Source organism: Nocardia sp. NPDC058658, assembly GCF_042716665.1.
Lineage (GTDB): Bacteria > Actinomycetota > Actinomycetes > Mycobacteriales > Mycobacteriaceae > Nocardia.
In genome coordinates, this window is the sequence record NZ_JBHXRR010000001.1 from 206,987 (window position 1) to 221,067 (window position 14,081).

The window sequence follows — 14,081 nt, forward strand, 5'->3', positions numbered from 1 at the left end:
CTACGAAGTTCTGAGGTTCGTATGGGTATCCGTATCCGCTCCACCGGAACCAGCAGGTCTACCGACACTCACAGCGTCGTAGCGCACAGCGGTCGCGCCGCCGCGCAAAGCCTCGAGCAGGCCGGTGTCCGCCCCGACCAGGTCGGCGTCCTCATCAATACCGGTGTCTTCCGCGACTCCAACACCGTCGAACCGGCGGTGTCCGCACTGATCCAGAAGGCGGCGGGCATCGGCCTTGACTACACCAAGACAGATCCGCGGACCTTCTCCTTCGATCTGATGAACGGCGCGGTCGGCGTCGTCAACGCGGTGCAGGTGGCGGGCTCGGTGCTGGCAACCGCGAGTACCAAACACGTCCTGATCGTGGCGGGCGACACCCATCCATCGATGACCAGGTCGCGCGCCGACGACGAATTCCCTTATGCCACTTCCGGTGCCGCGCTGTTGCTCGAGCAGGTCGACGGCCCCGAGGGCTTCGGCCCGGTGCACACCGCGACCGCCCCCGGCGCCCCCGCAGGCCAGGCCTACGTCGACACCGCCACCATGGGTACCGTCGGCCGAACTCTCATGACCGTCGAGCGCGACCCCGACTTCGAGGACCGAATCCTCACGGTGGCAACCGAAGTCGCCCACGCCGCGCTCGCCGATTTCGAGGACGCCTTCGTCGCGCTGATCGCGTCCACGCCGAGCCCGCAGTTCCCGAAGCGACTCGCCGACGCACTGGGTATCGACCAGGACGCGGTGCGGGTGCCCGATCTGTCCGACGGCGACCCGCACACCGCCACACTGCCGCTGGCCTATGCCCGCGCGGTCGCCGAGGGCACGCTCGCCGGCTACACCCACGTGCTGTTCGTCGCGGCGGGCGCGGGCCCGTCCGCTGCCGCGACGCTGTACCGACTCCCGGAGCCCACCGCGTGACAACGCCGACCTACTGGCAGACTATCGACCAGTTCCGGGCGCTCGCCGGTGAGGAGCCCGACCGCGAGGCGGTCATCTACCCCGACGGCATCACCGCCGAGGGGCTCCCCGACTACCACCACATCACCTACCGTGACCTCGACCGCTGGTCCGACGCCATCGCCGAACACCTCACCGACGCCGGCGTCGGCAGTGGCACCCGCACGATCGTGCTGGTGCTGCCGAGCCCGGAGTTGTACGCGATCCTGTTCGCGCTGTTGAAGATCGGCGCCGTGCCCGTGGTGATCGATCCGGGGATGGGCGTGCGCCGCATGGTGCACTGCCTACGCGCGGTCGAAGCGGAGGCGTTCATCGGCATCCCGCAGGCGCATGCCCTTCGGGTGCTCTTCCCGCGCAGTTTCCGGCGGGTGCGCACCACGCTCACGGTGGGGCGCAGGTGGTTCTGGGGTGGACCGACCCTGGATTCGTGGCGCCGCACCCCGGTCGGCGCGTTGCCCGTGCGCGCGCCCGCCGAGCCGGGCGAGGTGCTGATCATCGCGTTCACCACGGGCAGCACCGGTCCCGCCAAGGCCGTCGAACTGACCCACGGCAATCTCGCCGCCATGGTCGAGCAGGTGCACGCGGCCCGCGGGCACACACCACCGGACACCTCCCTCGTGACGCTGCCGCTGGTCGGCGTCCTCGACCTACTGCTCGGGTCGAGATGCGTACTGCCGCCGCTGATTCCGAGCAAGGTCGGCGCCACCGATCCGGCCCATGTGGTCGATGCGATCCAGCGTTTCGGTGTGCGCACCATGTTCGCTTCGCCCGCGGTCCTCATTCCTCTCCTGGAATGGTTGCGCGAGGATCCGGTCGAGCTGAAATCCCTGACGAGCATCTTCTCCGGTGGCGCGCCCGTTCCGCACTGGTGCATCGCCGGTTTGCGCGACGTCCTGCACCCCGGCGTCGAGATCTACGCGGGCTACGGCTCGACCGAGGCACTGCCCATGTCGACGATCGAATCGCGGGAGTTGCTCGGCGGTTTGGTCGAACGGGCCAAGCGCGGCGAGGGCACCTGCATCGGTCGCCCTACCGACCGCGTGCGGGTCCGACTGCTCGCCATCACCGACGTACCGGTCGCCACCTGGGACGACGCCGTGCAACCCGGCGCAGGCGAGGTCGGTGAGATCGTAGTGGCGGGCCCGAATGTGAGCACCCGCTACTACTGGCCCGCGCACGCCAACACGGCGGGCAAGATCACCGACGGCGAGCAGATCTGGCATCGCACCGGCGATCTGGGCCGGCTCGACGAGCAGGGCCGAATCTGGTTCTGCGGGCGCAAGAGTCAACGGATCATCACCACACTCGGGCCGATGTTCACCGTGCAGGTCGAACAGGTCTTCAATGCGGTGAGCGGGGTCGCGCGCACAGCACTCGTCGGGGTAGGTACCCCCGGCGCGCAGCGGCCGGTCCTGTGCGTGGAGCTCGCACCCGGAGCCGACGCGGTGGCCGTACTCACTCGATTGCGCACGCGCGCTGCCGAATTCGGCACTGTCGCGCCGATCGCGGAGTTCCTCGTGCACCCCCGCTTCCCCGTCGATATCCGGCACAATGCCAAGATCGGCCGCGAACAACTCGCCCGCTGGGCCACGAAGAGACTGGACTCGCGACGATGAAGATCCTGGTCACCGGTGCCTCCGGATTCCTCGGCGGCGCCATCGTGCGCGCGCTGGTCGCCGAGGGCAGCCACGAGGTCTCGATCCTGGTGCGCCGCACCAGCGTTCTCGACGATCTCGGCCCCGCCGTGGAGCACGTCACGGTGGTCTACGGCGATCTGGCCGACGCCGCCTCACTCAGCGACGCCGCCCAGGGGATGGACGCGGTGATCCACAGCGCCGCGCGGGTCGACGAACGCGGTACCAGGGAGCGTTTCTGGACCGAGAACGTGCGTGCCACCGAACTGCTCCTCGACGCGGCGCGACGCGGTGGCGCGCGCCGGTTCGTCTTCATCTCCAGCCCGAGCGCCCTGATGGCGCGCGACGGTGGCGACCAGGTCGACGTGAACGAGTCACTGCCGTATCCGAGCAGCTACCTCAACCACTACTCCGAAACCAAGGCCGCGGCCGAGCGTGCCGTACTCGCCGCTGACACACCGGGATTCACCACGGTGGCATTGCGTCCGCGGGCCATCTGGGGCGCAGGCGACCGCTCCGGGCCGATCGTTCGACTGCTCGACCGCACGGCCACCGGCGCGCTGCCCGACCTGTCCTACGGGCGCACCATCGAGGCCTCACTGTGCCACGTGGGCAATATCGTGCACGCCTGCCTGCTGGCCTTGACCTCGGATGCGGTGGGCGGCAAGGCCTACTTCATCGCCGACGCCGAGAAGACCGATGTCTGGGGATTTCTCGGCGAGGTCGCCACTCGGCTGGGATTCGCGGCACCGACGCGACAACCGAATCCCCGGGTGCTCGCCGCGGTGGTCGCGACGATCGAAACCGTCTGGCGCATACCGGCTGTGGCGAATCGTTGGTCGCCGCCCCTGTCGCGCTACGCGGTCGCGTTGATGACCCGCACCGCCACCTATGACACGAGCGCGGCCCGCCGCGATCTCGGCTACGCACCCGTCATCGACCGCGACACCGGCCTCACCGAATTCCTGGCCTGGCTTCGGGACCAGGGCGGCATCGAGGTTCTCGCCCAAGACCTGCGGTAATCACGCGCCCAACCGTTGTCGACAGTGACGCATCCCAGGAGTCCTGATATGAACGGCCCCAAGGTATTTCGTCGCCCGGTGACCACCACCGAGCGGATGTACTTCCCGATGCGGGAGCTGGCCCCACCCTTCCTCATGCAACTCGTGGTTCCCGGTGAGGGCAACATCGACCCGGAGGCATTGCGCACAGCGGTAAGCACCGCCGCCGCGGCCACCCCCGGCGCGCGACTGCGCCGCCACGGCACCGAGTGGATCGATAGCGGCATCACACCGGCCGTACGCGTGCTCGACCACCGTCTGAGCTATCCCGCCCTCGAGACCGACCCCGTCCTCACCAGCGCGATCGGACCGACACCCGACACCACCGTCGAGGTCCTACTGCTCACCGGTGCGCCGACGACGCTGATCTTCCGCGTCTTCCACGGCGTGATGGACGGCATCGGCATGGTGGCCTGGGCGACGAACGTGCTGCGCGCACTGCGCGGCGAGGACCCGGTTCCCTACTCCGATCCGGTCGCTGACCAGGAACTCGTCGCGAAGGTGGGCGCACCCGGCAGACCCACCCCACTGGTACCGCGCTACCGCACCGCCGTCGGTCGGGGCAGGCAGCGCCGCGACCTCGCACCCCACCTGCTCCGTCACCGCCGCGTCGAAGCCGCGGGACCCGGCGCGTTGGCCCGGGTCTGCGCGCTACTGGCCGCCGAGACCCCTGGCACCTCGCGCATCATGATGCCCGTCGACCTGCGCCGCCACGACCCCACGCTGCGCTCCACCGCGAACCTCGCACTACCCCTGTTCCTCGATATCGAACCCGGCAGCGACTGGACCTCGGTCAAGGACCAGATCAAAGCGGGACTTCACGACCGTCGCGAGCTCAACCAACTCGCCAACACCCGGGTCGCGCTCGTCCCCGACGTGGTCAACCGGGGCGTGCTGCGCACCACGAACTGGCTCGGCGCCCGCTTCGGCCGCAATCTCGCCTCGGCCACGGTCTCGCACATGGGCCGCTTCACCACCGAGGAACTCGCGGTCCCCGGCTTCCGCCCGACCGGACTGTTCGTCCTGCCCCAGCACAGCGTCGCCATGCCCCTGCTGTTCGGCCTGACCGAATTCGACGCCCACACCGAGCTCACGGTGTCCGCACGCAACGGCGCAGGCATCGAACCCCGCCTGGAAGCACTCCTCGACCGCCTCGTCGACCTGCTCGAACACCCCGAGTAGCGACCGCGACTATCGTGGAGGCGTGGGCATCATGGGCGAAATGTTTCCGAGCAAGAAGCTGCAGAACGAGGGCAGCGGCGACAGCGACGGCCAAAACCACGAACCCCGCATCGACCTCGACCTGGACGCCGGCGTGATCCGCGTGTCCGGTCCGGTCGAGCCGACCGACGCCGACTGACGCACCTGCACTTTTCGCTCACCCGTGCGCACAATCATTGTGCGCACGGGCGCGGGTGGCCATAGTTCTCGACACGTCGTCGAGCAGGAGGCCACCATGACCGGCACCGAACCACCCCGTTCCGGCGCGCAGGCCGTCGACCGTGCCGTCTACGTACTGAACTGCTTCCAGGGTGGCGACCCGGAACTGTCGCTCAGCGAGCTCGCCCAGCGCGCGGGGTACCCGGTGAGCACCACGTTCCGGCTGGCCCAGGCGCTGGTGCGTGGCCGGTTGCTCGAGCAGGATCCCGCGACGGATCGCTACCGGATCGGGCACGGCCTGGCGTGCCTGGCGCGCCCCGCTCTGTCGCGACTCGGCCTTGACGCCGCCGCACCCCACTTGTACGCGCTGGCGGCGGGCATCAAGATCACCGTCAGCCTCAGCGTCCCCGATGCCGACGAGGCGCTCACGCTCTTCCAGGCCAGACCACCGATTCACTTCTGCCACAACCAGATTCCGCAGGAGCGCAGACCGTTGCGTTCCAGTGCGGTCGGGCACGCCTTGCTCGCCCACACCACCGCCGCCGACGGCGCGCTGTTCGACACCGTCCGTCGCCGTGGGTTCGCCGTCGAGGAGATCGACAGCGACGAACCGATCCGCGCGATCGCGGTCCCGGTACTCGGACCCGACAAGCAGGTGTGGGGCGCGCTCGGCGTGCAGGCGCGCGCCGTGCGCCTGGATCAGGATCTGGTGCGCGCCGTCATTCCCGCCATGCACCAGATCGCGGTACGCATCGGTCCGTATTTTCACACCGCCGCCGCTGGTGACGGATTCGGCGCAGCCTGATTTTCACGATGTGGAAACAGTATTGCCGAGCCGATATCCCCAGGCGCACTATGTAATTCGAGGCCACATCACAATGATGTCGCACCCCACCGAAAGTCTCGCCATGATGGAATCCCCCGCGCTCGTCCGCCGTCGAACGGTGGACTTGATGCGCCTGTCCCCCGGATCCTGTCGCAGCTGAAATAGCGACGACATTCCCTCCGTCGCCGAACCCCACTTTCTGATCCGCCCTTCGCATGCGGATTGTCGCGGCGTGCGCACTGTGGTGCCCGCCGCGCGATCCCGCGCGCCGTCGAAAGAATTCGCGAAACATGTTCTCCCTCACACTGCGACGACGTCCGCTGCGTGCGCTCGCCGCCGCCCTTGTCGCGCCCGCCGTCCTCGCGGTCGTCACCGCGTGCGGCGGCGCCGACACGGCGACGACCGCCGACGGCAAGACCGTGCTGCGCTATCAGGGACAGACCGGCCAGGTCACCCCGTACGAACTCGCTGATCACCTGGGCTATTTCAGCAAGATCAGCCTCCAGCGGGAGGGTGACACCACCAGCGGCCCGGCCAATATCCAGGCGGCCGCCACCAAGCAGGTCGAATTCGGTAGCGCGTTCAACGGTGCGGTGGTCAAGCTCGTCGCGGGTGGTGCGCCCGTGCGGTCGGTGCTGAGTTCCTATGGCTCCGATGCGAAATCGTTCACCGGCTATTTCGTCCGCGACGACGCGGGCATCACCACTGCCCGCGACCTGATCGGCAAGAAGGTCGGCGTCAATACGCTTGGCGCACATCATGAATTCGTCACTCGCGAATGGCTGCACCAGCAGGGTTTGAGCGAGGCCGAGATCAAGCAGGTTCAGCTGATCGTGGTGCCACCGGTCAATACCGAGGAAGCGCTGCGCAGCGGACAGATCGACGTCGGTGCGCTCGGCGCGGTGTAGCGTGAGACCGCAGTGTCGCGTGGTGGTCTGCACCCACTGTTCACCGACAAGGACATATTCGGGGAATTCGATTACGGCACTTACGTTTTCCGTAAAGACTACCTCGCCCAGAATTCCGATGCCGTCGCGGATTTCGTGCAGGGTACCGCGCGGGCGACCCGGTGGTTGCAGCTCACGCCGCGCGATGAGGTCGTCGCGAAGTTCACCGAGATCATCAACAAGCGCGGCCGCAACGAGAACCTGAAGCTGCTCGACTACTGGCGCAGCCCCGGCATTCCCGTGCCCGGCGCGGTGATCGCGGACAAGGAGATCCAGATCTGGATCGACTGGCTCGAACGCAACGGTGAAGTGCCCAAGGGCAAGGTCACCGCCGAGGAATTGTTCACCAACGAGTACAACCCCTATGCCAACGGCACCTATCAGCCGTCGAGCGGCCCGACCGGAGAGGTGGTGGCCACGAAATGACCCGCACCCCAGCAAAACTCGCCTTACGCTCGGTGGGCAAGCAGTTCGCCGTGCGCGGCTCCGACGAGAAGTTCACCGCGATCGACGACATCTCCATCGAGGTCGGCGCGGGCGAATTCCTCGTCCTCGTGGGGCCCAGCGGTTCCGGAAAATCGACCCTGCTCGATCTGCTCGGTGGACTGAGCAAGCCCAGCTCCGGCCAGATTCTCCTGGACGGCGCCCCGGTCGCCGGTCCCGGCCTCGATCGCGGCGTGGTGTTCCAGCAGTACGCGCTGCTGCCGTGGCGCACCGCCCGCACCAATATCCAGTTCGGTCTCGAGGCCAAGGGCGTCGCCCGCAAGGAACGCAGGGCGATCGCCGAGCACTACCTGGAGCTGGTCGGTCTGGCCGGCTTCGGTGACCGGTACCCGCACGAACTGTCCGGCGGGATGAAGCAGCGGGTGGCGATCGCCCGCAGCCTGGCCTTCGACCCCGAGGTGCTGCTGATGGACGAGCCGTTCGCGGCACTCGACGCCCAGACCAGGGAGTCACTGCAGGACGAGCTACTGCGGATCTGGCGCACGACCGGCAAGACGATCCTGTTCATCACCCACGGCATCGACGAAGCGGTGTATCTCGGCCAGCGCGTCGCGGTGCTCACCTCGCGGCCCGGCCGGGTCAAAGCCGTGATCGATATCGACATCGACCGTGGCGGCGATATCGACGTCCGTTCCAGCGAGCAGTTCCGCGACTACCGCCACCGGATCTGGACCGAGCTGCAGAGCGAGGTGAGCCGGGCCCAGCGCCTCGAACTCGCCGCCGACGACAGCACGGCGGCCACGCCCACCGATAGGAGTCCCGCCCATGTCTAGCGCCGTCCCCGTCCTCGAACGCCCCGCCCGGATCACCGCCGAGCCGCTCACGGTCCCCCGCGCACCTGTCGCCGTGCCTGCCGCGACCAGCGCCCGCACCCGAGCAGTCGGGTCCGCAGTACTTCGCATCGCCAAACCACTGCTCGCCTTCGCGCTACTGCTCGGCGCGTGGGAGTTGGCACCCCGGTTCGGCCTGGTCGACGAGGTATTCCTCCCGCCCTTCTCGACCGTGGTGCAGGCCTTCGTCGAGCTGGCGGGCAACGGCCAACTCGCCGAACACACCTCGGCCAGCCTCACCCGATCGGTCACCGGCTTCTCGTTCGCCCTGGTGCTCGCCGTCCCGGTCGGCATCGCCATCGCCTGGTACAAGCCGATCTCGGATTTCCTCAACCCGGTGCTGGAGCTGTTCCGCAACACCGCCGCGCTGGCCCTGCTTCCGGTGTTCGTCCTGATCCTCGGTATCGGTGAGACGTCGAAGATCGCGCTGATCGGCTACGCCACCTTCTTCCCGATCCTGCTCAACACCATCACCGGTGTCCGCACCGTCGACCCCCTGCTGGTGAAATCAGCGGTCTCGCTGGGCTTCTCGCCGCTGCGGCTGTTCCAGAAGGTCATCCTGCCCGCGGCGATCCCGTCCATTTTCACCGGCATCCGGATGGCGGCGGCGGGCTCGATCCTGGTTCTCATCGCCGCCGAGATGATCGGCGCGCGAGCCGGTTTGGGCTATCTCATCACCGCCGCGCAGCAGAACTTCCAGATCCCGCAGATGTACGCGGGCATCGTGGCGATCTCGCTGATCGGCCTCGGTTTCAACTTCGCCCTCGTCGCCCTGGAACGCCGGCTCTCGCGCTGGCGCACCGGACCGACCATCGCCTGATCAGGAGAACACCATGGCTCGCAAGACTTTTCACCTCAATGCCTTCCTGATGGGTGTCGGCCATCACGAGGCCGCGTGGCGCCACCCGCGCACCGACGAACAGCGCGTCCTGGACGTGCGGCACTTCCAGGAACTCGCCCAGATCGCCGAGCGCGGCAAGCTCGACTCGGTGTTCTTCGCCGACACCCTGGCCGTCGGCCCGCGCATCGAACGCAACACCCTCACCGTGTTCGAACCGATCACCCTGCTGTCGGCGATCGCCGCGGTCACCGACCGCATCGGCCTGATCGCCACCGCCTCCACCAGCTACAACGAGCCCTTCAATCTGGCACGCAAGTTCGCCTCGCTCGACCACATCAGCGCGGGCCGGGCCGGCTGGAACATCGTCACCTCCGGCAATGTCGACGAGGCCTACAACTTCGGGCTCGACGCGATTCCCGAGCACGCCCGCCGCTACGAGCGGGCCGAGGAGTTCGTCGACGTGGCCGTGGCGCTGTGGGACAGCTGGGAGGCCGAGGCGATCGTCCTCGACACCGAAACCGGCGTCTTCGCCGACCCGACCCGGGTACACACCCTCGACTACGCGGGCGAGCGCTTCCGGGTGCGTGGCCCGCTCAACTCGCCGCGCGGCCCGCAGGGTCGGCCGCTGCTGGTGCAGGCCGGGTCGTCGGAATCGGGCAAGGAGTTCGCCGCGCATCGTGCCGAAGCCGTGTTCACCGCACAGCGCACCCTCGACGAGGGTGTGCGGTTCTACCGCGATCTCAAGTCCCGATTGGCGAAATACGGTCGCGCACAGGACGACTTGAAGGTGCTGCCGGGACTGGTGCCGTTCATCGCCGACACCGTCGAGGAAGCGAGGGCGCTCGAGCAGGAGTTCACCGACCTGATCTCGCCCGACTACGCGCTACGCCAACTGTCGTCGATCCTCGGTGTCGATCTGACCGCCCACGCCCTGGACGCACCGCTGCCGCCGCTGCCCGCCGAGACCGAGATCGAAGGCGGCAAGAGCCGGTTCACCCTGGTCAAGGACCTCGCCGAGACCGAGGAGCTCACCGTGCGCCAGCTCATCGGCAAACTGGGCGGCGGCCGAGGACACCGCACCTTCGCGGGCACACCCGAACAGGTGGCCGACGAGCTGCAGAGCTGGTTCGACGCGGGCGCCGCCGACGGGTTCAACATCATGGCGCCCTACCTGCCCGGCGGGCTGGAGACTTTCGTCGACCGGGTGGTGCCGATCCTGCAGGAACGTGGCCTGTTCCGCACCGACTACGACTCCACCACGCTGCGCGGCCACTACGGCCTCGCCCCGGTGGAAAGCCAGTTCGCCGAGCAGGATTCGCGGGCGAGCGCCTGATGCGCGCCCGCCGGCTCGACATCGAGTTCATGCGGGTGGCGAGCAGTTCCTGTCCCGATCCGACGGAACCCGCACTCCCACCGCCGAATTCACCCGAAGGACCACCGACATGACCACCCTCGAAAGCCCCAGCGTCACCGCTCTCACGATCGCCCCGGTCGCGGGCCACATCGGCGCCGAGGTATCCGGCGTCGACCTGCGCGACGAACTCACCGCCACCCAGGTCGACGAACTCACCGCCGCCCTGCACCGGCACAAGGTGCTGTTCTTCCGCGACCAGCACATCGGTCACACCGAACAGATCGCGTTCTCGCGCCGCTTCGGTGCCGTCACCCCGTCGCATCCGTACGACGACGACGCGCCCACCGAGTACCCGGAGATCCTCGCCGTCGACAGCCGCCTCTACGAAAAGCGTTTCGGGCGCAAGAAGTTCAGCTACACCAACAAGTGGCACACCGACGTCTCCCCGCTGATCAATCCGCCCGCGGCCTCGATCCTACGCGCCGAGATCGCCCCCGAGACCGGCGGCGACACCCAGTGGACCAACCTGGCCGCCGCCTACGCCGGCCTGCCGCAATCCCTGCGCACCTTCCTCGACGGCCTGCGGGCCGAACACCGTTTCGGCGGCCGCATTCCACCGTGGGAAGCCGACAGCGACTACGGCCGCAAGATCACCGCATCACCGCTGGTGACCGAACATCCCGTGGTCCGGGTGCACCCGGTGACCGGCGAGCGCGTGCTGTTCGTCAATCCCGGCTTCACCACCCGGATCCTCGGCCTCACCCCGCCGCAGAGCGACGCCCTACTGCAACTGCTCTTCGACGAGATCTCCGCGCCCGCCTACACCGTCCGCTTCCGCTGGGACTCCGGCAGCATCGCATTCTGGGACAACCGGGCCACCGCCCACCTCGCACCGAGCGACCTGGACCACCTCGACGTCACCCGCGTCCTCTACCGCACCACCCTCGAGGGCGACATCCCCGTCGGTGTCGACGGCGCACCCTCCACCTCGATCGCAGGCGCGAAGTTCGCCGGAGCCTGAAACCCGGTGCGGTGCCCGCACATCCGTGCCGGGCACCGCACCCGAATCCGCGCGACGAACACAAAGGAGCACACATGTGGCACACCGAGACCGACGTGCTGATCATCGGCGGCGGTCCCGCGGCCTGCTGGGCCGCGATCCACGCCCGCGACGCCGGTGCCGAGGTGATCCTGGTCGACAAGGGTTACTGCGGAACAAGCGGCGCCACAGCACCTTCGGGCACCGGCGTCTGGTACGTCGCCCCCGAGGCGACGGCCCGCGCCAACGCGAAAGCGAGCAGGGAAGCGCTCGGCGGCCACCTCGCCGACCACTATTGGATGGACCGCGTCCTGGACCGGACCTACGCCACTATGAACCGCCTCGCCACCGAAGGCCGCTACCCGTTCCCCACCGACCCGGCCACCGGCGAACCCGTGCGCACCGGTGTGCAGGGTCCGGAGTACATGCGCCGGATGCGCGCCTGGCTCACGCGACTCGGCGTGCAGATCCACGACCACTCTCCCGCGCTGGAACTGCTCGTCGACGACGCGGGTGCGGTGCGCGGCGCGGCGGGCTATCAGCGTCAGCTCGACCGCGACTACCGGATCACCGCGGGCGCCGTCGTGCTCGCGACCGGCGGCTGCGCGTTTCTGTCCCGGGCGCTGGGCACCAACGTCGACACCGGCGACGGCGCGCTGATGGCCGCCGAGGCGGGCGCGCGGTTCTCCGGCATGGAGTTCTCCAATGCCTACGCCATCGTCCCCAAGGGCGCCACGATCACCAAGACCGCCTACTACGGCTACGCCACCTTCTTCGGCGAGGACGGCCGCGTACTCGAGGAAGCGGGCTCGACGAAGGGCCGTTCGGTGATCGCGCGAACGCTGTTGCAGGAGAAGGTGTTCGCACAACTGGATCGCGCGGACCCGACCGTGCGGGCACAGATGCGCCTCGGCCAGCCGAACTTCTTCCTCCAGTTCGATCGTCGCGGGATCGATCCGTTCACCGACCGTTTCGAGATCGATCTGCTCGCCGAAGGCACGGTGCGCGGCACCGGCGGCATCGATGTCGTCGACGATGACTGCGCCACAACGGTTCCCGGGCTCTATGTCGCCGGCGACGCTGCCACCCGCGAACGGATCTGCGGCGGCTTCACCGGCGGTGGCAGTCACAATGCCGCCTGGGCGATGTCCTCGGGCAGCTGGGCCGGGGCGGGCGCGGCCGAACACGCCATGGCTGTCGGCCGATCCGACGCTGCGGTGCACGGCATCGGCCGAGTCGGGTTGCGCCCCGGCGATTCACGATCCATCACTGCGGAGCAGGTCGTCGCCGCCGCGCAGGACGAGCTCATCCCGTTCGAGAAGAACTATCTGCGCGACGGCGCCCGGCTGCGACCCGCGCTGGCCCGGCTCGACGAACTATGGGATGCCGCATCGGACGGTCTGGGCGGCGGGACCGGCGAGGAGCGGGTCAGGGCCCGACAGGCCGCGGCCATCACCGCCGTCGGGCGACTGATGTACCGATCCGCGTTGGCGCGCACCGAGACTCGGGGAATGAGCAAACGCGCGGACCATCCCGATCTCGATCCGAGGCAGCACCATCACCTGTACTCCGGCGGGCTCGACCAGCCGTGGGTCGATCCCGCGGGTACCCGCGACTCGGGCCTGGTGGCGTCGTGATCGAACTGCTGCGCACGCAGGACTGCATCGGCTGCGACAAATGCGTACTGGCCTGCCCCACCAATGTGTTCGACCGCACCGACAGCGGAATCCCGGTCATCGCAAGGCAATCGGACTGCCAGACGTGCTTCATGTGCGAGGCGTACTGCCCGACCGATGCTCTCTATGTCGCCCCCGAGGTGACTGCGTTGCCGCCGGAATCGACCGTGCCGACCGAGCACATCGGCGGATATCGCGAAAAGCTCGGGTGGGGGCACGGGCGTGTTCCGGGTGCGCGGGTGGCCGTCGGCCCGAGTCTGCCGCACGGCACGCCGCCGCCGCGGCTCAGGTCCTGAGCGGCAGGTCGTCGAAGATATTGCGTTCCACGATCGGGTCGGGGACGCGCAGCAGGTCGGCGGCGCTCACCTCGTCCCAGTCGTAACGATCGTTGTCGCACTGCAATTCGACCAGCGACACCGCCGACACCGTGTCGTCGATGGTGAAATCGCTGAACCCGTCCTGTTCCAGAGCGTCGCTGACCTCGCACACCGGTGTCGGTCTGGTGGCGTGTGCCAGGGTCAGGTACGGGTGCAGCGGCTCACCGAAGTCGGGGATCCGCTCGCGAATCCACACCTCGGTCAGCGCGCTGGTCAGATCCTCGCGCACCCGCAGCAACTCCTCCGGCAACGCGATCGGCAGCCGCACCGAATCGTGGGCGACCACCGGCGGCCCGAAGGTGATCTGGAACGGTGCGTGCCCGGCGAGCAGTGTCCGCGCCCCGGCCACCAGTGCCGCCAGGTGCACGCCCTTCACCCCGTCGACGAACCCGATCCCCTGCACACCGATCCGCAGGCGCGCGGCGTCGACCTGCTCGAATCCGGGCAGGCTCGACAGTGTCGGCGCGAAGATCTCGACCAGTTTGTCGGCGACCGGTTGGGTCGGCACGACCTGCCAGTCATAGAACGAACGACCCGGCGTCCACCCGGGACGCCACCACCAGCGGCTGGCAACGGTCATTTCGTTCGCGAACATGGTGCGCCACCTCCCGATCGAAGCCGGTTACCTCCTAGCGACGGTATTCCCGCTGTAATT

Annotated in this window: 13 protein-coding genes and 1 pseudogene; 13 read left to right on the forward strand and 1 reads right to left on the reverse strand. The window is 68.2% G+C overall.

Annotated features, from left to right (window positions below; translation table 11 throughout):
- Nucleotides 1-21 precede the first annotated feature (21 nt).
- The 13 genes and pseudogenes from ACFWUP_RS01065 (at nt 22) to ACFWUP_RS01125 (ending at nt 13,345) form a co-directional block, all read left to right on the forward strand.
- Nucleotides 22-918, forward strand: coding sequence for a hypothetical protein (locus ACFWUP_RS01065; RefSeq protein ID WP_379229608.1), 897 nt, complete (start codon nt 22-24; stop codon nt 916-918).
- Entirely contained in the window at nt 915-2,573 is a 1,659-nt protein-coding gene (locus ACFWUP_RS01070) for a fatty acid CoA ligase family protein (RefSeq protein WP_379229609.1), read from the forward strand. Before ACFWUP_RS01065 ends, ACFWUP_RS01070 begins: the two co-directional genes overlap by 4 nt.
- Nucleotides 2,570-3,613 carry an NAD-dependent epimerase/dehydratase family protein gene (locus tag ACFWUP_RS01075; protein WP_379229610.1) on the forward strand — a complete coding sequence of 348 codons (1,044 nt, stop codon included), beginning with the start codon at nt 2,570-2,572 and terminating at the stop codon, nt 3,611-3,613. Before ACFWUP_RS01070 ends, ACFWUP_RS01075 begins: the two co-directional genes overlap by 4 nt.
- A gap of 48 nt (nt 3,614-3,661) precedes the next feature.
- Entirely contained in the window at nt 3,662-4,834 is a 1,173-nt protein-coding gene (locus ACFWUP_RS01080) for a peptide synthetase (protein ID WP_379229611.1), read from the forward strand.
- 22 nt (nt 4,835-4,856) lie between these two features.
- A complete protein-coding gene (locus ACFWUP_RS01085; protein WP_379230970.1) occupies nt 4,857-5,012 on the forward strand; it encodes a hypothetical protein in 156 nt (51 codons plus the stop codon).
- Between the two features lie 96 nt (nt 5,013-5,108).
- Nucleotides 5,109-5,837, forward strand: coding sequence for an IclR family transcriptional regulator (locus tag ACFWUP_RS01090; RefSeq protein ID WP_379229612.1), 729 nt, complete (start codon nt 5,109-5,111; stop codon nt 5,835-5,837).
- Nucleotides 5,838-6,148: 311 nt separating this feature from the next.
- Nucleotides 6,149-7,231 (forward strand): annotated as a pseudogene (locus ACFWUP_RS01095) (ABC transporter substrate-binding protein).
- Complete coding sequence (locus ACFWUP_RS01100; RefSeq protein ID WP_379229613.1) at nt 7,228-8,082, forward strand: ABC transporter ATP-binding protein; 855 nt, start codon at nt 7,228-7,230, stop codon at nt 8,080-8,082. Before ACFWUP_RS01095 ends, ACFWUP_RS01100 begins: the two are co-directional and overlap by 4 nt.
- Nucleotides 8,075-8,959 (forward strand): ABC transporter permease, encoded by an 885-nt coding sequence (locus ACFWUP_RS01105; protein ID WP_379229614.1) that lies wholly within the window; start codon nt 8,075-8,077, stop codon nt 8,957-8,959. The genes ACFWUP_RS01100 and ACFWUP_RS01105 overlap by 8 nt, the downstream gene beginning before the upstream one ends.
- Nucleotides 8,960-8,972: 13 nt before the next feature.
- Nucleotides 8,973-10,313, forward strand: coding sequence for an LLM class flavin-dependent oxidoreductase (locus ACFWUP_RS01110; protein ID WP_379229615.1), 1,341 nt, complete (start codon nt 8,973-8,975; stop codon nt 10,311-10,313).
- 109 nt (nt 10,314-10,422) lie between these two features.
- On the forward strand, nt 10,423-11,355 hold the full coding sequence (locus tag ACFWUP_RS01115) for a TauD/TfdA dioxygenase family protein (RefSeq protein ID WP_379229616.1): 933 nt from the start codon (nt 10,423-10,425) through the stop codon (nt 11,353-11,355).
- Nucleotides 11,356-11,429: 74 nt separating this feature from the next.
- Nucleotides 11,430-13,010: an FAD-binding protein gene (locus ACFWUP_RS01120; protein WP_379229617.1), complete on the forward strand. Its 1,581-nt coding sequence runs from the start codon at nt 11,430-11,432 to the stop codon at nt 13,008-13,010.
- Complete coding sequence (locus ACFWUP_RS01125; RefSeq protein ID WP_379229618.1) at nt 13,007-13,345, forward strand: 4Fe-4S dicluster domain-containing protein; 339 nt, start codon at nt 13,007-13,009, stop codon at nt 13,343-13,345. The genes ACFWUP_RS01120 and ACFWUP_RS01125 overlap by 4 nt, the downstream gene beginning before the upstream one ends.
- On the opposite strand, the gene ACFWUP_RS01130 is transcribed toward ACFWUP_RS01125, so the two are convergent.
- A complete protein-coding gene (locus ACFWUP_RS01130) occupies nt 13,335-14,021 on the reverse strand; it encodes a 2'-5' RNA ligase family protein (RefSeq protein WP_379229619.1) in 687 nt (228 codons plus the stop codon). The genes ACFWUP_RS01125 and ACFWUP_RS01130 overlap by 11 nt on opposite strands.
- Nucleotides 14,022-14,081 lie beyond the last annotated feature (60 nt).